Source organism: Myxococcales bacterium (assembly GCA_016712525.1).
Taxonomy (GTDB): Bacteria; Myxococcota_A; Polyangia; order Polyangiales; family Polyangiaceae; genus JAAFHV01.
Map to the genome: position 1 here is coordinate 993,968 of JADJQX010000008.1, position 19,715 is coordinate 1,013,682.

Consider the following 19,715-nt stretch of genomic DNA (forward strand, 5'->3'; position numbering starts at 1 on the left):
CCGAGGGGCCCGTGGCGGACACGCCGCGGGCCTCTCGTGTTTCGCCGCGTTCCTCCAACATAACGGACGCAATCGGCGCCCAAACGCCCGGAAATTCGGGGTGTTTCGTTCCCGTGGCCCTTCCGTAACGCCCTCGCGAAAAGCTACGCTCTCGCCGCATGAGCGACCTCAAGAAGTCCCTGATGAAGCAAGGCCTCAAGCTGATGAGCGACCCGCGCGTGGCCAAGCTCCTCCAGGACCCGCGGGTCATGAACGCGCTCATGCAGGCGATGGCCATGCCGGGCAAGATGCAGAGCTTCACGAACGAGCAGCTCGAGAAGCTCGCGAAGTCGATGTCGCTCGCCACCGAAGACGAAGTGAACGACCTCAAACGCACCGTGCGCCGCCTCGAGGACGAGCTCGCGCGCCTCGAGCGTGACCGCGACGACAAGACGCGCTGAAGCTCGGTCGGCGGGCGTCCGCGCGCCTCGAGCGCGATGGGCCACGCGCATGCGGCTCGGCTCAGCGTACGCGGGCCACCATCCAGTCGCGGATGTCGCGCCAGATGGTGGACGGAGCGTCTCGACCGACCACGAGGTCGACGTGGCCCGCCACGTACTCACGGTACGTCTTGTCGGTGGAGAGGCTCCGGTCGTACGCCGGGCGCACGGCGCGGGGAGAGGCGAGATCGTCTTTCGTGCCGGCGATGACGAAGAGCGGGAGATCTCGGGATCGCTCGAACCGCTCGGCGTATCCGCGAGCGCCACCGAACCTCCGCTCCCACGCCCAGTCGAAGAGGTTTCGGAGATCCTCGAGGCTCGCGCGATCGAACGCGAGGTCGATGTGCTCCTCGAGGACGTGCTGCTCGAGGCCGGCGTCGTGCCAGGCGCGGATGGGGAGCGGGTGCGCGCGATCGCCGAGCACGCGCTTCATGCCTCGAAGGGCGACCCCCACGGGGCGCAGCGTGAGGGGGACGTTGCCGAGCGGGACACGGAGGGTTCGGAGGCCGGCGTTGAGGGCGCGCACGGCGCCGAGGAACACCGAGCCGCTCGTGAAGTGGTACGGGCTCCCGAGCGAGACGACCCCGGCGACGTGCCCCGTGAGGCTCGGCGCGGCGGCATACGAGACGAGCCCCCCGAGGGAGTGACCGACGAGAAAAACCGGGCGATTTCCGGAGAGTGCGCGCACCTCGGCCACGGCCTGAGGCAGGTCCTCCTCGACGTAGCAGTGCGCGCCGAGCGACCTCACCGTCCCGAGCTTGCGCGAGCGGCCGTGGCCACGGAGGTCGACGTTGAACACGTCGAAGCCCTCGGCCGCGAGGTAGTTCGAGAAGCTCCGCGACGGCAAGTGGAACGCGTACCGGTTCTGCCCGAACCCGTGGACGAGCAGGACGGGCGCGCGCGTGGTCTCGGCGCCGGCGAGCCGCTTGCGCACCATCGCCAGAGGGACCCCCGCCGTGACGGCCACCTCTTTGCGGAAGGTGGCCACCTTGTGGTGGTCGATCGATTGTTCGACGAGGCGCCCGTAGAGGATCACGCTGCCTCTTAAGATAACTCCGCCGAGGCCGCTCGGAAACCGGCGCACGTGCCGCGAATGCAGCGGGCGCGCGCAAGAACGGTGTTCTCTCGTTTTTTTCCCTGGATTTCGTGTCTTCGGGTACGCTCCGACCCATCCTCGAGGGCGACGTTTCGGGCCGCCGGCCCGGGCGCTCTCGAACGACCGGAGATTCGAAGATGCTCGCCCGAACGTCCGCCGCTTGGTTCCTCGGACTCGCCACGGTCACGCTCGCGTCGACGGCGCTCGCCGACCCGAAGCCCGAGGCCGCCGCCGCCCCCGCGCCGAAGGCCCCCGCGCCCTCCGACACGTCCGGTGTCGCGAAGGTGGAGCAGGCGCCCCCTGCCGAGATGGGCTCGAACATGAAGGACGTCACCGAGACGTTCGAGCGCACCTACCTCTTCGCGGGGCTCCGCTACCGCGGCGTCGTGCTGCCGAAGTTCCTGCTCGACGCCTTCGTCGACGGCGGGCAGACGGTCTACACGAACCAAATCGGGCTCGAGCTCGACATTCGCAAGAACGGGTTCTCGATCATCCCGGCCATCAGCTACGCGGAGTTCGGCACGGGCGACATCCTGTTCAAGGACAAGAACGCCGCCGATTTCGTCGGAAACTACGCGGTCGCCAACAGCAGCCTGAAGGCCATGCAGCTCTCGGTCGACCTCCTGTGGTCGGCCAAGATCCATCGCATGATCGACTTCGAGTACGGCATCGGCCTGGGTGTCGGTTTCGTGTTCGGAAACCTCTTGAACAACTGGGTCCGCGAGGGCACCGGCAACCCGCAGTACACGGGGGAGAACGGCAAGTCGTACGTTCCCTGCCAGACCGAGGACGCGGTCGGTACGGGCTGCAACAAACGCGACCACCAAAACTCCGAGGTCGCGCGCGTCGGCGGGTACCTCGAGCCGAGCTGGGCGAACGGCGGGTCGAAGCCCAACGTGATCCCGTGGGTGGCCATTCCGCAGATCGGGCTCCGCTTCAAGCCCATCAAGGCGTTCCAGGCGCGCCTTGGGCTCGGCATGTCGCTCACGGGCTTCTGGTTCGGGCTGAGCGGAAACTACGGCTTCGAGCGCCCGGTGAGCCGAGGCCCCGAGACGGCCCGTGCCCCCGAGCCGCCTTCGTTCAACCGCTGAGTCGTAGCTCCACGTGAAGCTCCCCGAACGTTACGAATCGGTCGCGCGCCTCGGTAAAGGCGGCGGCGGTGAGGTGTGGGCCGTCCGCGACCGCGTGACCGGCGCGAGCCTCGCGCTGAAGATGCTCGCGAAGGGCTCGGGCGAGGCCGAGGACCAGGCGCTCGTGCGTGAGGCCGTCGCGCTTTCCGCGCTCTCGGGCCTCGGTCTGCCGCGCATCGAGGGCTTCGGCACACTCCCGAGCGGGGAGCGGTACATGGTGCGCGAGCTCGCCGTGGGCCGCTCGCTCGACGAGATCTTCCTCGACGAGGAGGCCTCGTGGCTCGGCCCGATCGCCGACGCCGCCGATCAGCTCACCCTCATTCATCGCGCCGGGCTCTTTCACGGCGACATCAAGCCCGCCAACGTGGTGGTCGGCCCGAGCGGGCGAACGACGTTCGTCGACCTTGGGCTCGCGCGACCCTTCAAGCGCGGCCAAGCCCTCGGACTTACTCCGAAATACGCAGCTCCCGAGCTGCTCGACGGGGAGCCGATCGGCGTGCGCGCGGAGGTGTACGCGCTCGGGGCGACGCTCCAGGAAGGGCTCGACGAGCGCGGCCACGAGCTCGACAAGGCCGCGTTCGACGCCCTCTCGCGGGTCGCGAAGAGAGCCACGCTCGGCGAGCCCGAGGACCGCTACCCGAGCGTGGACGAGCTCGCTTCGGCGATGCGTCACGCGGGTGGCCTCGGGAAGCGCGCGTTCGAGGGCGTGCTCGGGTGGCCGATCCTCGGCCTCGACGCGGCGTTCGTCTCGCTCGAGTCGGCGGTCGTGTCGCTCGCGCCGGGAGAGAGCCTCTTTCTCGTCGGCGCGAAGGGCTCGGGGCGCAGCACGTTCCTTCGGAGGCTCGCCTTCTCTCTCGGCCTTCGGCGCGTGCCTGTCGCCGTCGTCGAGCCCCCCACGACCGGTCTCTCGGCGGTCGATGGGCTCCGGCTCGCGATCGGCGACGACACGCCGGACGAGAGCCTCGTCGTCTGCGTCGACGACCTCGACGCGCTCCCGGACGACGCGCTCCGGGCGATCGAAGGGCGCCTGAATCGCGGCGCGCGCCTCGTCGGGACGGTGGCCGAAGGTACGACGCGGGACATCGCCGGTCGCGCGCCGAAACGGCACGACATGCCGAGGCTCGAGCCCAAGGCGGCCGCCGAGCTCGCACGAAGGACGATCGTCTCGCTGCCCGAGTCGCTCGTCGTCCACCTCGTCGAGCGCGCCGCCGGGAGCCCGGGGGCCTTGCGCACGATGCTCGAGAAGCTCGGCCACGAGACCCTCGTATCGACGACCGACGTGGACCACGCGCTGGCGCCGTCGACCCGGGAAATCCCGGACAATCAGCCGATCGACGCGGTGCTCGTCGAGGCCCAAGGGCTCACGGATCGCGGGCGCTTCGACGCCGCTTCGGCGCTGCTCGACGGCGCCCTCGCGGACACCTCCGACGACAAGGTGCGCCTCGCGACCCTGCGCGCCAAGATCCTCCTCGCGCGCGGCGACGCCGACGGCGCGCGTGCCGAGCTCGATCGGGCCGAGGGGCTCGTGACGCCCGAGACGTCGCGCACGTTCGAGCTCGTGGGCGCGAGGGTGAGCCTCCGCCTGGGGGACCTCGATCGCGCGCTCCTCCTCACCGAGCGTCCCACCTCGGGCCGGCTGGAAGACGCGATCGCGTCCGAGGCCTTGTCGGTGCGCGGGATCGCGCTCGCCTACAAGGGGGACGACGCACGCGCGCGGCAGACCCTCGAGTCGGCCGTGATGGTCGCGAACCTCGCGAGCGACGCGCGGGCCCTCGGCATCGCGAAGGGGTCGCTCGGGATCGCTCACCAACGCGCGGGGCGGTCCAAAGACGCGCGCGCGGCGTACGAAGAGGCCCTCGCCGCGGCCGAGAGCGCGAACGACGCATGGACGGTCGCGACGATGCGCCTGAACCTCGCCGGCCTCGCGCAGGCCGAGGGGGATCTCGGTCGCGCCATCGCGCACCTCGAGGCGGCCACCGACCTCGGCGCCAAGGCAGGAGGCTCGCTCGCCGCGCGCCAGGCGGCGCTGAACCTGGCGAACCTCGATCTCTACCTCGGGAGGCTCGCGCGGGCCCAGACGAGCCTCGACGCGCTCGTCGCGGTCGAGGGAGAGCTGCCACGGGCGGCGCGAGCTCAGCTCCTCGGCCTCGACGCCGATCTGGCACAAAAAAAGGGCGAAATCGCGGTCGCACACGACAAGTACGTGGCGTGCGCCTCGGCCTACGAGGGCCTCGGTCGACCGCTCGACGCCGCCGAGGCCAAGCTCGAAGCGCTGCTCATCGCCTCCAAGGAGCCCGGCGCGGACCCGCGCGCCCTCCTCGACGAGATCGACGCGACCGAGCAAAAGATGGACCCGGTCGCGGGCTTCGCCGAGCACGCAGCGCTCGCGTCGATCGTGCGCGCGAGCTGCCTCGTCGTGCAAGGGGACGAGGTCGCGGCCAAGGCGGCCCTCGACTCGGCCTACGAACGCGCGAAGAAGGACGCACGTCACGAGATCGGCTGGCGCGCGCTCGAGGCCCGCGGCGCGCTCGCGCTCTCCCAAGGGAGCACGGCCACCGCGCGCCGCGACACCGAGGCGGCCTTGGCCATGCTGGAGGAGGTCGCCGCGAAGCTCCCGCGCGATCTTCGCGAGGTCTTCTGGAACGACCCGAAGCGCCGCGCGTTGCGGGCGCAGGTGGCGACGACGTTGAGCACGGCCAAGGAGCCCGAGGGCCAACCGAAGCGCCTCGGAAAGACGACCGGGCTCGTGCGATCCGCGCACCTCCCCGAATCCGACAGGCTCACGCGAATCTTCGAAATCACTCGAGATTTGGCCCGCGAGCGGGACCTCGAGAGGCTCCTCGAGCGGGTCGTCGATCACGCCGTGGCGCTCGTGGGCGCGGAGCGTGGATTTTTGCTCTTGGTCGACGACGGCGGCAAGCTCGTCGCGCAGACCGTACGCGGCCAGACCGCCGACGACGGCCACGCGAAGTTCTCGCGGAGCGTCGCCGACAAGGTGATCTCGGAGGGGGAGCCCGTCATCGCGACGAGCGCGCGCGACGACGAACGCCTCGCGCAGGCCGTGAGCGTGCATCAGCTCATGATCCAGTCGATCGCGTGCGTGCCCGTCCGCGGCTCGGCGTTCACGAGCCCGGTCATCGGCGCGCTCTACCTCGAGACGCGGCTCCAGAAGGGCCTGCGCTTCCGCGAAGAGCTCCCTACGCTCTCGGCCTTCGCCGACCAGGCCGCCATCGCCATCGAGAGCGCGCGCCTCATCGAAGAGAACCGGCAACGCGCGAACGAGCTCGCCCTCGCGAACGACGAGCTCGAGCGCGCGCGCATTCGGCTCGAAGAGGCCCTCGGCCGGCGCACCGAGCAGCTCGCCGCCACCCGGAGGGACCTGCGGCAGGTGCGCGCCGAGCTCCGGAGCCACTTCGGGTACGCGGGGCTCGTGGGCACGAGCGCGGCGATGCGAAAGCTCTACGCGATCCTCGAGCGCGTCAAAGACACCGACGTGCCCGTGCTCATCACGGGCGAGAGCGGCACAGGAAAAGAGGTGGTCGCGCGCGCGATCCATCAGGCCTCGCCGCGCGCGAAGAACGCGTTCATCGGCGTCAACTGCGGAGCCATCCCCGGGAACTTGCTCGAGAGCGAGCTCTTCGGCCATGTGCGCGGCGCGTTCACGGGCGCCGATCGCGAGCGCAAGGGCCTCTTCCGCGAGGCCGAGGGTGGCACCATCCTGCTCGACGAGATCGGCGAGATGCCGCACAAGATGCAGGCAGGTCTCCTACGCGTCCTCCAAGAGAAGACCGTTCGCCCCGTCGGCGGCGTGTCCGAAGAGTCGGTCGACGTGCGGGTCGTCGCCGCCACGCACCGCGAGCTCTCGCAGATGGTGCGCGAGGGCACCTTCCGCGAAGACCTCTACTATCGGCTCCACGTCGTCACGGTCGAGATCCCACCGCTCCGCGCGCGCCTCGACGATCTTCCGGCCTTGGTCGATCACTTCCTCGGGATCTTCGCGGCGCGGCACCGGCGCGAGCGGAAGACGGTGAGCCGACAGGCCATGAAACGCCTCTCCGCGTACGACTGGCCGGGCAACGTGCGCCAGCTCGAGCACGTGCTCTTGAACGCGTGGCTCATGAGCGAGTCCGACGATCTCGGACCGGACGATTTCTCTCTCCCCACGTCGCAGGTCGAGGCGAGACCCGGCACGGCGGCCGTGCGTGCGCGGACCCCGGGCGAGTTCCGCAGCTCCGAGAAGGAGCGCATCCTCGAAGCGCTCGGGCGCGCGGGGTGGAACCGCATGCAAGCCGCCAAGCTCGTCGGAATCCCCCGCCGTACGTTCTACAGGCGCCTCAAGGAGTACGGGATCCTCGTGCCCGAGGGCGAAGGCCACGCCGAGGGCGACGAGGACTGAGCGCGAGCGACTGCCGCGGGCGCCTAGGCTAGGAACGAGGCGGACGACGACTCGCCGCGGGCCTCTCGCGTGAGGCGCCTCACGCGTCCTCGAATCGCTCGATGAGACGACGCGGGCTCGTGTCTCCCACCGCCCACCGGCGGCGCAGGGCGGTCCCTTTCACGCAGCTCTTGATCTTGAAAGTGATTTTCATTATCCATCGGGAAGGCCATTTTTCTCGGAGGTTCTATGAAGTCGTTTCGCCGGTTGTTCCCTCTCTGGGTGGGGTGCGCGTTCGTCCTCGTCGGCGCGCAAGCCGCGTGCTCGTCCACCACGGTCGAGGGCGCCGACGCCGGAGTGGCCTCGTCGGCGCTCGAGCAGGAGACCGTGAAGGGCTACGCGAGCCTCGTCCACGAGACCTACGCCGCGTCCCTCGCGGGCGCCAAGGCACTCAGGGCGGCTGTCGACGCGTTCGTCACCACCCCGTCGCAAGCGACGCTCGACGCCGCCAGGAAGGCCTGGATCGACGCGCGACCCGCGTACATCCAGACCGAGGCCTTCCGATTCTACGGGGGCCCCATCGACGGCGACGACGGCAACGAGGGCGCCATCAACGCGTGGCCTCTCGACGAAGCGTACATCGACTACGTCAAAGGAAACGAGAACGCCGGCATCGTCAACGACACCGCGAAGTACCCCCAAATCACGAAGGAGCTGCTGCTCGAGCTCAACGAGAAGGACGGCGAAAAGAACATCTCGACGGGCTGGCACGCGATCGAGTTCCTCCTCTGGGGGCAGGACACGAGCGAGACCGGCCCTGGGAACCGGCCGTTCGCGGACTTCCTCGAGACGGGCGGGACCGCGAAGAACCAGGCGCGCCGAAAGGCCTACCTCACGATCGTGACCGAGCTCCTGGTCGAGCACCTCGAAGAGCTCGAGAAGGCCTGGCGCATCGATGACCCGTCCTCGTACGGCGCGAAGATGGTCGCTGGCGACACGAAGGCAGCGCTCGGCAACATCTTGAAGGGAATCGGGGCGCTAGGCGGCGTCGAGCTGTCACGGGAGCGCATGAACACCGCATACGAGACGAAAGACCCCGAAGAAGAGCACTCCTGCTTCAGCGACACCACGGTCCCCATCGACCACCTGAACGACGTCGTCTCCATCGAGAACGTGTACCTCGGCACCTTCGGTGGAAAGACCATCTCGGGCGGCCTCTCGAAGCTCGTCGCCTCGAAGGATCCTTCGCTCGATACGAAGATGCGCGACGTCCTCAAGCGCTCCCGCGACACGGTCGCCGCCATCCCGGCGCCCTTCGACACGGCCATCCTCGGCGACGACTCGGCGCCAGGGCGAAAGAAGCTCAAGGCCGCGATCGACGCGACGAAGGAGATCGGCGCGGCCACGGTCGACATCGCGACCGCCCTCGGCACCAAGATCAACCTGGAGGAGTGATGCGACGGGTGACACTAGGGGTCCGCGCGACGACGTTCGCCGCGTGCACGATGGCGGCGTGCGCGGCCGTAGAGGACGGGGCTCCCGACGGCCTCGCGCTGGACCATGATCGCGACCTCTCCGGCGGCGAAGGCACCATCTTCGACACGACCACGAACGCGTTCGCCTACCCACTCCGAAACCTCTCGAGCGCGCGGCGCGACGACTTCGCGGTCGGGGACCACCTGTTCAATCGCGCGTGGGTTCCTGCGGGCACACCGAGCCCATCGGGCGATGTCGGCTTGGGCCCGACCTACAACGCGACCTCGTGCTCGGCGTGCCACACGAGAGACGGCCGCGGCGCGCCCCCAGAGGGTGACTCGCCATGGGTGGGCATGCTCGTACGCCTGTCCGTCCCCGGAGAGGGCGAGCACGGCGGCCCACTCGGGGAGCCTTCCTACGGGGGCCAGCTCAACCCGGTGGGCATCGAGGGAATTCCAGGGGAAGGCACACCACGTGTATCTTACACTGATGTGCCTGGCACCTACGGGGACGGAGCTGCCTTCGTCCTTCATCGACCCGAGTACCGCATCGAGGGGCTCGCGTTCGGTCCGCTCGCACAAGGTACGATGACGTCCCCGCGCGTGGCTCCGGCGACCTTCGGCCTCGGCCTGCTCGAAGCCATCGACGAAGCGACCCTCGCCGCGCTGTCGGACCCCGACGACAAGGACGGCGACGGGATATCGGGCCGCGTGAATACCGTGTGGGACATTGGGCGGGGCACGCGCGCGGTCGGACGGTTCGGGTGGAAGGCGAACGAGCCCACCATCCGCCAACAATCGGCCGGCGCCTTCTTGGGAGACATCGGGATCACCTCCGCTCTCTTCCCGAGCGAGAGCTGCCCCGGCGCACAAGAGGCGTGCGCCAAGAGCCCGCCCGGCAAACCTGGGGGCCACGAGCTCCCCGAGCGCACCCTCGAGCTCATCACGGCCTATGGCCTCACGCTCGCGGTGCCCGCCCGTAGAGACGTGAACGACACCGAAGTAGAGCGCGGCGAGCGCCTCTTTTACGCGATGGGCTGCACGGGCTGCCACGCTCCGAAGCTCGTGACCGGGCACTACCCGGATATCCCGGAGCTCTCACGACAGACCATTCGACCCTTCTCCGATCTCTTGCTCCACGACATGGGCGAAGGCCTCGCCGACGGGAGGCCCGATCACCTCGCGACCGGCAGCGAGTGGCGGACGCCCCCGTTGTGGGGAATCGGACTCGTCTCCAAGGTGAGTGGCCACGAACGCTTCCTCCACGACGGACGCGCGCGCGGCTTCGAAGAGGCGATTCTGTGGCACGACGGCGAGGGCAAGAAGTCCAAAGAAGCGTTTCGGACGGCACCAGCGGCGGACAGGGCGGCGATGATTCGTTTCCTGAGGTCTCTGTGACGACGAGTGCATGGCTCGGCGCGGGTTGCCTCGCGATCGCGGCGTGCGCGAGCACGAGCGGAGGCGACGCGACGCTCCCGTCCACCGAGAGCGGGGGCGCGACCACCGTCCACGACGGCTCACGCGATGCGTTCTCGTACTCGGCGCGGAACCTCGATCCCGCGGGCCGCGATCGTTTCCTCGCTGGGAGGGGCCTCTTCCGACGCGCGTGGGTCACGGCCCCGGCGTCGACGGAAGGTGGGGACGGGCTCGGCCCGACCTACACGGCCACGTCGTGCAGCTCGTGCCACGTCCGCTCGGGGAGAGGCGCTCTCCCGACCGCGGAGCGCCCTCACGCGCTCGGCCTGGTGACCCGGCTCGTGCGCTCCGACGGCACACCCGATCCGAGCTATGGGCGAGTCCTCCAGCCGTTCGCCATCGAGGGCGTTCCGGCCGAGGGCAGGCTCGAAGTCGCCTTCGAAGAAATGCGGATCGTGCTCGCCGACGGTACGAAGGTCGCTCTCCAGAGGCCCACGTTCCGCGCGTCGGGGCTCGCGTTCGGGCCCCTCGATACACACACGACCCTCGATGTGCGTGTAGCTCCGCACCTCGTCGGCCTCGGGCTCCTCGAGGCCATTCCCGACGAGACACTCACGAACCGCGCCGATCCGAACGACCGCGACGGAGATGGCATTCGCGGGGAGGTTGGCAGCGCCGCAAGAGGCGCCCCGATAGGGCGCTTCGGGTGGCGCGCGCAGGCCGCCACGATCCGGAGCTTCGTCGCCGACGCGTTCCACGAGGACATCGGCATGACGTCCGACGTGTATCCGCAGGAGCGCTGCCCGCCGCCCCAACGTGCGTGTGCGGACGCTCCCCACGGTGGCGAGCCAGAGCTCTCCACGGACAAGCTCGACAGGGTCGCCTACTTCCTCAGCACCGTCGCAGTTCCCGGGCGACGCGACGTCGACTCCCCCGAGGTGAAACGCGGCGAGGAGGCCTTCACCACGATGGGGTGTGCGGCGTGCCACGTCCCCCGCGCGGCGACCGGGCACACGAGTGAGCCCGCGCTCTCCGAGCAGATCATTTTTCCCTACACGGATCTCCTCCTGCACGATCTCGGATCTGGGCTCGGCGAGACGAAGACGCGCACCCCTCCTCTCTGGGGGCTCGGCCTCCACGCCGTCGTGAACGGCAACGTCACGCTCCTCCACGACGGGCGCGCCCGGACGATCCCCGAGGCGATCCTCTGGCACGGCGGCGAGGCCACCCGGGCGAGGGACGCCTTTTCACGCGCGGACGCGCCGACACGCCACGCCCTTCAACGCTTCTTGGAGTCTCTCTGATGGTGCTCTCACGACGATTTTTCCTTGGGGCTATCGGTGCAGCGTTCGTCGCCGCTGCCCTCGGCGCGCAGGCCTGCGAGACACCGGAGACATCGGCAGAAGACCCGCGCCCCGTGCTCTCGGAGCTCGCCTCGAACGTCGTCGTCCCCGGGTTCGCCGCCTTCGACGCCGAGGCCGAGGTGCTACGGGCGGCGCTCGCCGACGCCGCGAGGAGCCCCACGGAGCCCACCGTGGCACGCGCACGCGACGCGTTCTTCCGCGCGCGCGCCGCCTGGAAGCGCACCGAAGGCTTCCGGGTGGGGCCAGCCGACATCGACACCTGGAGGGCCTCGATCGACTTCTGGCCCGCGAGCCCCGACGCGATCGCCAAGGCCATCGCGATGCCCGGCCAGCACACGAAGGAGAGCGTCGCGGCGCTCGGCGCGAACGCGAAGGGCTTCATGGCGATCGAGTACGTCCTCTTCGACTCGTCGACCGAGCATACGAGCGTGCTACCGGCACTCACGACCGCGAGCGACGCCTTGGCCCGACGCGCCTACCTCGTGGCGCTCGGCGAAGCGCTCCGCGCGGACGCGGCGAGGTTCCACGACCTCTGGCGCGCCGAAGGGATGAATCTGGGGAAGGAGCTCGCCGAAGGGACCGGGTTCTTCGTGAGCACCAAGGTCGCCACGGACCAGCTCGTGCGGCAGGCCTGCTTCGCCGCTATCGCGCTCGAGAGCACCCACATCGGCAAGCCGCTAGGCCGACAGAACGGAGGCACCCCCGTCCCCTCGCTCGAAGAGTCCCCTCGGAGCGATGGCTCACTCCGCGATCTCGCGTCCGCGCTCGAGGGGATCTCTGCCGTGTACCTCGGCCAAGGTGAGCGAGACGGGATGGGGCTCTCCGATCTCGTGCGCGCCCGCAGCGCCGTCTCGGATGACCACGTCATCGGGCACCTCGCCGCGACCCAAAAGGCGATATCCGACATCCCCCCACCACTTCGAGTTTCGCTCCTTCGAGACACGGCCAAGGTTCAGGCCGCCTTCGAGGCGAGCCGCGCCCTGAAGACGTCTCTGACGACGGAGGTCGTGAGCGCGCTCGGGACGACGGTCACCTTCAGCGAGTCGGACGGAGACTGACGTGGTCACCCTCACGCATGCCCCGGCCCGACCTGGTCCCTCCTCGAAGGTCGGCGCGCGCCTCGCCGAGCTCCGGGCATATTTGGAGGACGAGGTCGACGGCGCGTCCCTCGGGCTCTTTCGCGTGGGCCTCGGGCTGACGCTCGTCGTCGCGGCGGCCCGCTTCTTCGTGCACGGGTGGGTGACGAAGTACTACGTCGAGCCCACGTGGTTCTTTCCGTACGAGGGGCTCTCGTTCGTCAGGCCACTCCCCTACCCTGGGATGCTCGTCCTCTACGCCGCGATTGGCATTCTCGGCCTCGCGCTCGCCTACGGCGCCCACCACCGAGGGGTCGGAGGGGCCGCCTTCGTGGTCTTCTCGTACGCCCACTTCTGCGACAAGACGAACTACCTCAATCACTACTATTTCATCAGCCTCGTGCTGCTGCTCGTGACGCTCGCGCCCATAGGCCGAGGCGCGCGCGGGTTCGCGCCGAACCGGGTTCCGCGCCTGTGGCTTTGGCTCTTTCGATTCCAGCTCGCGTGCGTGTACCTCGGCGGTGGGCTCGCCAAGCTCCGCCCCGACTGGCTACTCCACGCGCAGCCTCTCGGCATCTGGCTCTCCTCCCATGCTGGAATGCCGGTGCTCGGACCGCTCTTTGCCAGGAAGTGGGTCGCGTTCGCGATGAGCTGGGCGGGCGCGGCCTACGATCTCTCGATCCCGTTCCTGCTCCTCGCGCGGCCCACGAGGAAGGTCGCTTACGCGCTCGTGGTGGTCTTTCACGTGCTCACGGCCATGCTCTTCCAGATCGGCCTCTTCCCCTACGTGATGATGTTCGGCTCGCTGCTCTTCCTCGATCCGAGCTACCCGCGACGTCTGCCCTGGGTCCAAGGTCTGTCGGCACCCGAAGCGGCCGGCCCGCGCCGAGGCAAGCCGCTCCCGACCGCGCTCTACGCGTTCGTGCTCGGGTACGTCGCGCTCCAGGTCACGGTCCCGCTCCGTCACCTGGCCTACCCCGGAAATGGCCTATGGACCGAGAACGCCTTTCGGTTCTCGTGGCACGTGATGCTCATGGAGAAAAATGGCTCTCTCGAGCTCACCGTCGTGGACCCCGCGACGGGGAGGCGCTTCGGCGTCGAACCGCACGACTACCTCACTCCGCAACAGGCCAAACAGATGTCGACCCAGCCCGACATGATCATCGCGTTCGCCCACATGGTGCGCGACGACTTCGCGCGGCGGGGTGTGCCCGGTGCGCGCGTCTACGCGACGACCTCGGAGGTGTCGCTCAACGGCCGCGCGCCCGAGCCCCTCGTCGAGCCGACCGTCGATCTCGCCGAGGTCGAGGACGGGCTCGGACCGTACACCTTCCTGCGGCCGGCGCCGACGTCGCGCCCGCTCTATTGACGGCGCCCGAGGGAGATCACGGGCTCGTGGCCGAGCCACGTGCGCTGGCGTCGCGCGAACACGCGGCTCGCGCGCACGATGGAGTCCTCGAGCTCGGCCTCGGGCAGGCGCCCCTCGAGCACGGCGAGCGCCTCTTTGTACCCAACGGAGCCCATCGCGCGCGCCTCGCGGTATCCGTCGGCGACGAGCCCTTCGACCTCGGCGACGAGGCCGCTCGCGACGAACCCTCGCACGCGGAGCCGGAGGCGCTCGGTGAGCTCGTCTTGGCTACGCGCCACGGTGAGCAGCAGCGACGGATACCTCGCCTCGCGGAAGCCGTGCGCTTCTTGAAGCTCGGAGAGCCGCCTGCCCGACACCTCGAACACCTCGAGGGCGCGACCGACCCTGAGGACGTCGTTCGGATGCAGGCGCTCGGCCATGCGCGGATCGATCTCGCGCAGGCGAGCGTGAAGCGCCTCTCTCCCCCTCTCGGCGACGAGCGCGGCGTGGCGCGCGCGGACCTCGGGATCGCCCGGCGGCGCCGCGGAGAGCCCCGAGAGCAGCGCCTTCACCCACAAGAACGTACCTCCACACACGATAGGTCGCCGACCGCGCGCGCGAATGTCCGCGATCGCGGCGTCGGCCATCACGACGAACCTGGCGGCGTCGAACGGCTCGAGCCCGTCGGCCACGTCGACGAGGTGGTGACGCGCGAGGGTGCGCTCTTCCTCCGAGGGTTTCCCCGAGGCGGCGTCGAAACGTCGGTAGACCTGCACGCTGTCGGCGCTCACGATCTCTCCACCGAGCGCGCACGCGAGGTCGATGGCGAGATCGGTCTTGCCCGAAGCCGTCGGACCGACGACGCACACGAGCGCGTCTCCTGCCTCACTCACGTGGGCGAGCGCCGCGTCGAGCCTCGCGCGACGGTCACCGTCCGACACGACGCGCGAGCTCCTCGAAGGACAGACGCATGACGATGGGGCGGCCGTGGGGGCAGTGTCCCGAAAAGTCGACCTCGTCGAGCGCGGACAAGAGGGCACGAACCTCCATCGGGTCGAGGGTGTCTCCCGCGCGAACCGAGGCGTGGCAGGCCATGGTCGCGAACACGAGATCGACCCGCGCGCCGAACGCGCGGCCCCCTACGCGCGAGAGCTCCGACAGCACGTCACGAAGGAGATCTCCGGGCCTCGCCTTGCCTCGCGCGAGGAGGAGCGGCACGGCGTGCACGGCGAGCGTGCGTTCCCCCGCAGCCCGCACATCGAGGCCCATGCGCGAGACCTCTTCGGCGGCCTCGTCGAGGAGCCCCACCGCGCGCTCTCCGACCTCGACGAGCTCCGGCAAGAGCAGGGTCTGCGAGGCCACCTTGCGCTCGGCATACGCTCGCCGGAGCGCGTGGTAGGCGACACGCTCGGCGGCGGCGTGTTGGTCCAAGACGTAGAGCCCGTCGCTGCCTTCGCACAGGAGGAAGGTCTCTCGAGACTGCGCGAGGTACCGGAGCTTCGAGTAGAACCCCTCGACCGCGGGAGCGAAGAGCGCGCCGTGGAGGTCTTCGGTGGGCGCCTCCGGGAAGAGCGCGCTCGCCGCACGCGAGGGAACGTAGGGCGGCACCGCGGGCTCACGGAGCTCGGCGTGCGACGCAGGGGTGGCCGCGAGGATCGGCGAGGGCAGCGTGATCGGGGGCGCCGAGTGCGAGGGCGAGGGCGTGTCGCCGGCCGTTGCGATCACCGGGACACGCGACGGTCCGAGGCCGAGCGCCGGGATCGCGAACACCCGACCGAGCCCCTCGTTGAGCACGCGAATGACGGCGCCTTGCACCTCGCGCGCGTCGTGGAAGCGCACCTCGGCCTTCTGCGGATGCACGTTGACGTCGACCCCCTCGGGGGGCATGTCGATGTAGAGTACACCGACAGGGTAGCGGCCCGGAGGGAGGACCGAGCCGTAGCTCTGGGCCACCGCGCGGGCGATCGCTCGGTCCCGCACGGGCCTGTCGTTGACGAAGACGTCGAGGCCAACGGCGCCGCTCCGCGCCCGCTCGGGGGACGTGAGGTACGCCTCGATGCGGTAGGGGCCACGCGCGCCGCGTACCTCGCGGAGCTCTTCGCCCGAGACCACCTGAGCCACGCGCTCTCCGCGCGAGCGCGCGCGGAGGTAGTCGCGGGCGACCTTGCCGTCGCGTACCAGCCGGAACGCGATTTCGGGACGCGCGAGCGCCGCGTTCGAGACGACCTCCCCCACGTGGGCGCTCTCGGTGGCCGGAGCCTTCAAGAATTTTCGGCGCGCCGGCACGTTGAAGAACAGATCGACGACGTCGATGCGCGTGCCCGGAGGCGCGCCGGCAGGCCCACGAGACGCGACCTTTCCCCCGACGACCTCGACCCGGTAGGCCTCGCTCGCACCATGTACGCGGGTCGTCAGGGTGAGCTTGGAGACGGAGGCGATGCTCGGGAGCGCCTCGCCACGAAATCCGAACGACGCGAGCCGCTCGAGGTCTTCGATGCGGGCGATCTTGCTGGTGGCGTGGCGCTCGAGCGAGGTCTCGGCGTCCTCGCGGATCATGCCGATGCCGTCGTCGGTCACGGCGAGCCGGGCGAGGCCTCCTTGCTCGACCTCGACGGTCACACGTGTCGCCGACGCGTCCACCGCGTTCTCGACGAGCTCTTTGACCACGCTCGCCGGGCGCTCCACGACCTCGCCCGCCGCGATCTGGTTCGCTAGCGCGTCGGAGAGCTTTCGGATCCGCGGAGAGCCCTCTCCGTTCACTCTTCGGCGCCCGCAGGCTCGAGCAGCTCCCTCGCCTTCGGACGGGTGAGCGCGAGCACGACGAAGAGCGCCATCATCGTGCGCACCCCGAGCATGGCCGGATAGAAGAGCGTCAAGAGACCACGAAAGCCCGCCTCGACCTGGGCGCGTTCTTCGGGTGGTGGGGGTGGCTTCGCGCCGGCGAGCCCTTCGGCGACCACCTTCTCACGCTCGGCCCAACGAACCTCGCGCGTCGCGCCGAACGAGGCGTAGGCGAGCACCGTCTGCGCGATCACGATCTGCACGAGGGCGCTTCGACCGCCGGGCTTCCCTGCGAGGCCGCGGGCCGCGAGCGAGAGGAGCGCCGCGCCGAGCACGAACGCCGCGACCCCGAGGGGAAAGGCGACCTTCTTCGCGTCGTCGCGGACGCGGATGTAGTGGTCGGTCGTGGCGTCGACCCGGGGCTTGTCCTCGGGGTTCCGGATCACGGGGCCGGCCGCGCGCACCTGCGTCTCGTCGGCCTGGTAGTACGAGATCGTCTCGCAGCCCGAGACCCATCCGCTCGTGCCCAGCATGAAGCACACGACGAACGCGAGCACGAGGAAGAACGGACGCCCCTTCGAAGGGCTCGAAGCCACCGGTTCCACGCCCTTCGACTAGCACGCAAACCCTCGAATTTCCCCCAAATCGCGGAAATCGACCGGAGGACGTGAAATTTTCGCCCGCCTCCCGTCGACTTCCTTTGCGATGCTCGCGGCGTTGCTCACCACGGCCGATGCGCTTTTGCCCCGAAAGGCCGATCCGGCCTTCGCCGGGGAGATCGCCGCCCTCCGCCCCCTCGTCCGGGCCGTGGTCGCGCAGGTGCTTCGCGAGCCGTTCGACCACCCCGACGTCGAGGACGTCACGCAGGAAGCGCTCCGGCGTGCGGTCGAGGGGAAATCCCGCCCGTCGGGGCCTCCACGGCCGTGGCTCCTCGGGATCGCGCGGCACGTCGCGCTCGACACCATCCGCGTCCGGCGCCGCGATCGCGGCCGGTTCGACGACGGCCAAGGCCCCGCCGCGCCCGAGAGCTCGCCGTCGCTCCTCGTCGAGCGCCTGGCCGACCCGGCGAGCGACGTCTGCGAATCCCTCCTCGAGCAAGAGCGGCGCGCGAGGGTGCTCGCCGCGATCGCCCGCCTCCCCGAAGGCCCTCGCGCCGCGCTCGAGCTCTTCCACGGGGAGGGCCTCGCGTACGCGGCCATCGCCGAGCGACTGTCGGTCCCGCTGGGCACGGTCGCCACCTGGGTCACGAGGGGGCGGCGCGCCATCGCCGAGGCCCTCGCCGAGGCCCCCGAGCCTCTCCCCGAACCTCCCGGAAGGACGCCATGAGCTCCGAGACGCTTCCCGACGAGTACCTCTACGCCGAAGACGGCCACGCGAGCGACGTGGCGCTGACGTGCCTCGCCGACGGGCAAGACGACGTGGTGCCCGAGGCGTTGAAGAACCACGTGCTCGCCTGCCCGACCTGCCACGCCCACCTCGGCAACGCCGCGCTGCTGTCGCTCCGGGCCGACACCGAGGTGCGCGCCCATCTCCGTGAGAAACACGCCGCCGCGACGCGGGTCGACTCACCCTACGTCGCGCTCGCGTTGGGACTCGCCCTCGCCGTGCTCGGCGCGCTGCCGCGGCTCGTATCCCTCCCGTCCGACGTGATCGGCGGGGCCCACACCTTCGTCGACAGCGCACCGACCCTCGTCCGCGCCGCGGCCCACGCGGCCTCCGCGCTGGGGAACGCGGAGCACGGGCGCCTCGCCGCGTCCGTCGCCGCGGCCGCCATCCTCCTCGCCATCGCCACCCTCGTCGCGCGGAGGGAGACCCGCGCGCAAAAGGGTTGACACACACTTTACGCCACACGCAACACCACGGAACATATCATGAAAACACGCACCTTCGACCCCATAGCGGCGCTCGCGACCCTGCTCTTCGCGCTCGCCCTCCTCGTGCCTCGTCAGGCCCTCGCGTCCGTCGAAAAGAAGGGCGCGTGGCCGACCGACGAGAAGCCCGTCTCGTTCAAGTACCAGGGGCCGCGCGCGGATGGCCTCGACAAGCTCGCCTCGGCGGCGGGGTGGTCGCTCGTCGTGACGGACAAGAGCGCCGTCGCGTCCGACCGCACGATCGCCTTGTCGCTGACGGAGCAGCCGCCGGCCGACGTGCTCGAGGCGCTCCTCGACGACGGAGAGTTCGTCGCGACCCGCAAGGGTACCCTCGTGCGGATCGACGTCCGCGACGCTGGCGCCGCCGACGCCACGCCCCCGAAGGACGCGGCGACCGCCGACGGGGTCACGACGACGAACGGCGACGACGACGTGAAGGTGATGGGCGGGCACGGCGAAATTTCCAAAGGTCGTGTCGCGCGGCACGTCACCGTCATGGGTGGCTCGTGCGACGTCTACGGGCGAGTCACGGGAGATCTCTCGGTCATGGGAGGTCGGGTCACCCTTCACGACGGCGCGGTCATCGAGCGCGACATCACGACGATGGGCGGCCACGTGGAGATCGAGAAGGGCGCCGAGGTGCGCGGTCACACGCTGACGCTCGGAGGCACCATCCACAAGGACGAGGGCGCGAAGGTCGGGGAGGGCTCGGCGGTCGGCACGGAACACTCGGAGGGCACGAAGAACGAGGACAAGGGGTTCCTCCGCCGTGTCGGCGACGCCATCTCCAACACGGCGCTCCTCTTCGTGCTCGGCGTCGTGATGCTCGCCGTCGCTCCGAAGCGCATGGAGACCCTGCGGGTCGAGGTGGCGCGCTCTCCGATGCGCCAGGTCGGGCTCGGCATCGTGGGCTTCGTGGGCTTCCTCGTCGCGGTCGTCGTGCTCTGCATCACGGTCGTGGGCATCCCCGTCGCGCTCATCGGGGTCTTGCTCGGTGTCGTGGGCCTCTACGGTGGAATGGTGGCTGCGCTCACGGTGCTCGGCGCGGCCCTCGTCCGACACAAGAGCGAGAACGTGTACGTGCACCTCGCGGTCGGGTGCGGGGTCTTCCTCGTGGTGTATCCCCTGCCCTTCGTCGGGCCTCCGCTCACGTTCGCGCTCCTCTTCGTCGGCGTTGGCGTGCTCGTGTCGACGCGCTTCGCCGGCTACTTCCCTGCACGAAAGAAGGTGAACGCCGCCGAGCTCGACGGCGAAGGTCCGTACCGGTGAGGTGAGTCTCCGGAGAGACGGTCGATTTTCGGCGC

General features: G+C 69.7%; 15 protein-coding genes. 11 read left to right on the forward strand and 4 right to left on the reverse strand.

Annotation, left to right across the window (positions count from 1 at the left end):
• Positions 1 to 158: 158 nt before the first annotated feature.
• Positions 159 to 440, forward strand: a complete 282-nt coding sequence (locus IPK71_33830; protein MBK8218735.1) for a hypothetical protein — start codon at positions 159 to 161, stop codon at positions 438 to 440.
• 61 nt (positions 441 to 501) lie between these two features.
• On the opposite strand, the gene IPK71_33835 is transcribed toward IPK71_33830, so the two are convergent.
• Positions 502 to 1,515, reverse strand: a complete 1,014-nt coding sequence (locus IPK71_33835) for an alpha/beta fold hydrolase (GenBank protein MBK8218736.1) — start codon at positions 1,513 to 1,515, stop codon at positions 502 to 504.
• Positions 1,516 to 1,712: 197 nt separating this feature from the next.
• On the opposite strand from IPK71_33835, the gene IPK71_33840 reads away from it, so the two are divergent.
• From IPK71_33840 to IPK71_33870, 7 genes are all read left to right on the forward strand, one after another.
• Entirely contained in the window at positions 1,713 to 2,666 is a 954-nt protein-coding gene (locus IPK71_33840; GenBank protein MBK8218737.1) for a hypothetical protein, read from the forward strand.
• A 13-nt stretch (positions 2,667 to 2,679) separates the two neighbouring features.
• Positions 2,680 to 7,101 (forward strand): sigma 54-interacting transcriptional regulator, encoded by a 4,422-nt coding sequence (locus tag IPK71_33845; GenBank protein ID MBK8218738.1) that lies wholly within the window; start codon positions 2,680 to 2,682, stop codon positions 7,099 to 7,101.
• Between the two features lie 228 nt (positions 7,102 to 7,329).
• Complete coding sequence (locus tag IPK71_33850; protein MBK8218739.1) at positions 7,330 to 8,535, forward strand: iron-regulated protein; 1,206 nt, start codon at positions 7,330 to 7,332, stop codon at positions 8,533 to 8,535.
• 50 nt (positions 8,536 to 8,585) lie between these two features.
• Positions 8,586 to 9,953, forward strand: a complete 1,368-nt coding sequence (locus tag IPK71_33855; GenBank protein MBK8218740.1) for a thiol oxidoreductase — start codon at positions 8,586 to 8,588, stop codon at positions 9,951 to 9,953.
• Positions 9,950 to 11,275 (forward strand): thiol oxidoreductase, encoded by a 1,326-nt coding sequence (locus IPK71_33860; protein MBK8218741.1) that lies wholly within the window; start codon positions 9,950 to 9,952, stop codon positions 11,273 to 11,275. Before IPK71_33855 ends, IPK71_33860 begins: the two co-directional genes overlap by 4 nt.
• Positions 11,275 to 12,393, forward strand: coding sequence for an imelysin family protein (locus IPK71_33865; GenBank protein MBK8218742.1), 1,119 nt, complete (start codon positions 11,275 to 11,277; stop codon positions 12,391 to 12,393). The genes IPK71_33860 and IPK71_33865 overlap by 1 nt, the downstream gene beginning before the upstream one ends.
• A gap of 1 nt (position 12,394) precedes the next feature.
• The gene (locus IPK71_33870) at positions 12,395 to 13,780 is read left to right on the forward strand and encodes an HTTM domain-containing protein (GenBank protein ID MBK8218743.1); all 1,386 of its coding nucleotides are present in this window, start codon (positions 12,395 to 12,397) and stop codon (positions 13,778 to 13,780) included.
• Here IPK71_33870 and miaA read toward each other — a convergent pair.
• From miaA to IPK71_33885, 3 genes are read right to left on the reverse strand one after another with little or no spacing between them, the layout of a single operon-like run.
• On the reverse strand, positions 13,774 to 14,700 hold the full coding sequence (miaA, locus tag IPK71_33875) for a tRNA (adenosine(37)-N6)-dimethylallyltransferase MiaA (protein MBK8218744.1): 927 nt from the start codon (positions 14,698 to 14,700) through the stop codon (positions 13,774 to 13,776). The genes IPK71_33870 and miaA overlap by 7 nt on opposite strands.
• Positions 14,687 to 16,519 carry a DNA mismatch repair endonuclease MutL gene (gene mutL / locus IPK71_33880; GenBank protein MBK8218745.1) on the reverse strand — a complete coding sequence of 611 codons (1,833 nt, stop codon included), beginning with the start codon at positions 16,517 to 16,519 and terminating at the stop codon, positions 14,687 to 14,689. The genes miaA and mutL overlap by 14 nt, the downstream gene beginning before the upstream one ends.
• On the reverse strand, positions 16,516 to 17,136 hold the full coding sequence (locus tag IPK71_33885) for a hypothetical protein (protein MBK8218746.1): 621 nt from the start codon (positions 17,134 to 17,136) through the stop codon (positions 16,516 to 16,518). Before IPK71_33885 ends, mutL begins: the two co-directional genes overlap by 4 nt.
• A 109-nt stretch (positions 17,137 to 17,245) precedes the next feature.
• Here IPK71_33885 and IPK71_33890 point away from each other — a divergent pair, with 109 nt between their 5' ends.
• Genes IPK71_33890 through IPK71_33900 form a run of 3 tightly spaced genes read left to right on the forward strand, consistent with a single transcriptional unit; the run spans position 17,246 to position 19,680 of the window.
• The gene (locus tag IPK71_33890) at positions 17,246 to 17,866 is read left to right on the forward strand and encodes a sigma-70 family RNA polymerase sigma factor (protein ID MBK8218747.1); all 621 of its coding nucleotides are present in this window, start codon (positions 17,246 to 17,248) and stop codon (positions 17,864 to 17,866) included.
• Entirely contained in the window at positions 17,863 to 18,372 is a 510-nt protein-coding gene (locus IPK71_33895) for a hypothetical protein (protein MBK8218748.1), read from the forward strand. Before IPK71_33890 ends, IPK71_33895 begins: the two co-directional genes overlap by 4 nt.
• 39 nt (positions 18,373 to 18,411) lie before the next feature.
• Positions 18,412 to 19,680, forward strand: a complete 1,269-nt coding sequence (locus tag IPK71_33900; GenBank protein ID MBK8218749.1) for a hypothetical protein — start codon at positions 18,412 to 18,414, stop codon at positions 19,678 to 19,680.
• The last annotated feature ends 35 nt before the right edge of the window (positions 19,681 to 19,715 follow it).

Coding starts and splice junctions, on each gene's coding strand:
- IPK71_33830 (MBK8218735.1), top strand. CDS start 159: ATGAGCGACCTCAAGAAGTCCCTGATGAAGCAAGGCCTCAAGCTGATG.
- IPK71_33840 (MBK8218737.1), top strand. CDS start 1,713: ATGCTCGCCCGAACGTCCGCCGCTTGGTTCCTCGGACTCGCCACGGTC.
- IPK71_33850 (MBK8218739.1), top strand. CDS start 7,330: ATGAAGTCGTTTCGCCGGTTGTTCCCTCTCTGGGTGGGGTGCGCGTTC.
- IPK71_33855 (MBK8218740.1), top strand. CDS start 8,586: ATGGCGGCGTGCGCGGCCGTAGAGGACGGGGCTCCCGACGGCCTCGCG.
- IPK71_33865 (MBK8218742.1), top strand. CDS start 11,275: ATGGTGCTCTCACGACGATTTTTCCTTGGGGCTATCGGTGCAGCGTTC.
- IPK71_33890 (MBK8218747.1), top strand. CDS start 17,246: ATGCTCGCGGCGTTGCTCACCACGGCCGATGCGCTTTTGCCCCGAAAG.
- IPK71_33895 (MBK8218748.1), top strand. CDS start 17,863: ATGAGCTCCGAGACGCTTCCCGACGAGTACCTCTACGCCGAAGACGGC.
- IPK71_33900 (MBK8218749.1), top strand. CDS start 18,412: ATGAAAACACGCACCTTCGACCCCATAGCGGCGCTCGCGACCCTGCTC.